The organism is Bradyrhizobium sp. MI1.7, assembly GCF_055811795.1.
In genome coordinates this window covers 1-1,009 of record NZ_JBVVPO010000214.1, presented here as the reverse complement: position 1 = coordinate 1,009, position 1,009 = coordinate 1, and the positions used below count along the sequence as shown (strand labels likewise).

Annotated in this window: 2 protein-coding genes; both read left to right on the top strand. The window is 61.6% G+C overall.

Annotated features, from left to right (window positions below; genetic code table 11):
- The first annotated feature begins 78 nt into the window (after positions 1–78).
- Positions 79–429, top strand: coding sequence for a transposase (locus tag AC0L3X_RS47180; protein WP_063981905.1), 351 nt, complete (start codon positions 79–81; stop codon positions 427–429).
- Positions 378–1,009, top strand: a 632-nt coding sequence (locus AC0L3X_RS47175; protein ID WP_473317614.1) for an IS3 family transposase, incomplete at its 3' end; no start/stop codon positions are given. The genes AC0L3X_RS47180 and AC0L3X_RS47175, both read left to right, overlap by 52 nt.

Sequence of the window (1,009 nt, the reverse complement as noted above, 5' to 3'; positions counted from 1 at the left end):
TGGAGTGGGCCCTCCAGGGGGGACAGGTTGGCTTTCAGTAATTGACCGGACGGCCGGGCTTTCAGAGGATGAAGGCCCATGGCAAAGCACCGAACCCACAGCGTCGAGTTCAAACGGCAGGTGTCGCAAGAGTATCTGAGCGGCGAGACGCTGCACGGGCTCGCGAAGCGGCATGACATCTCCCGCAATCTGATCCGGATCTGGGTCGAGAAGTTTCAGGCAGGCGCTCTCGATGAAGATTTGGCGGCGGCCGATCTTCTCCAGGATTATGAGGCGCGAATTGCCGCCCTCGAGAGGCTGGTCGGGAAACAGGCCCTGGAGCTCGAGTTTCTAAAGGGGGCTCTGCATGCACGACCGCGGAGGAGAAGCGAGCCTACATCCGCGATCACCGGCCCCGCGGCCTCTCCGTCACGGAAGGATGTCGGCTGATGGGGATTGCGCGCTCGACTTACTATGACCGCTCTGAGAAGGCGGCCGATGATACTGCGATCGTTGAGGCGATCGCCACTATCTGCGACGAGTTCGAGCACTATGGCTGGCGTCGCGTCCAGGCTGCGCTTCGCCAGCAGGGCCTGATCGTTAATCACAAGAAGATCCGCCGCCTGATGCGTGAGCATGACCTTCAGCCGAGATTACGTCGCCGCTTCATGGTGACAACAGACAGCGATCACGGTCAGCCGACCTTCCCGAATCTCGCCACCGACATCACTCCCACCGGTACCGACCAACTCTGGGTGGCCGATATCACATATGTCGCCATCGCCGGCGGCTTTGTCTATGTCGCCGTCATCTTGGATGCCTGGTCACGACGAGTGGTCGGATACGCCATCAGCCGCTCGATCGACGCCCGGCTGACGCTCGCGGCCCTGGCCGCCGCGATCGAAGGCCGCAAACCACCTCCCGGCTGCGTGCATCATTCCGATCGTGGATCACAGGGCGGATTCAAACGGTCGTCGCAACACTCGGAGGTTGGAGGTTGCGATGAACGTTGTAAGGCGCCGATCGGCGC

What these genes read in the sequence shown, in the direction of transcription:
- AC0L3X_RS47180 (WP_063981905.1), top strand. Translation starts at nt 79, where the DNA reads ATGGCAAAGCACCGAACCCACAGCGTCGAGTTCAAACGGCAGGTGTCG.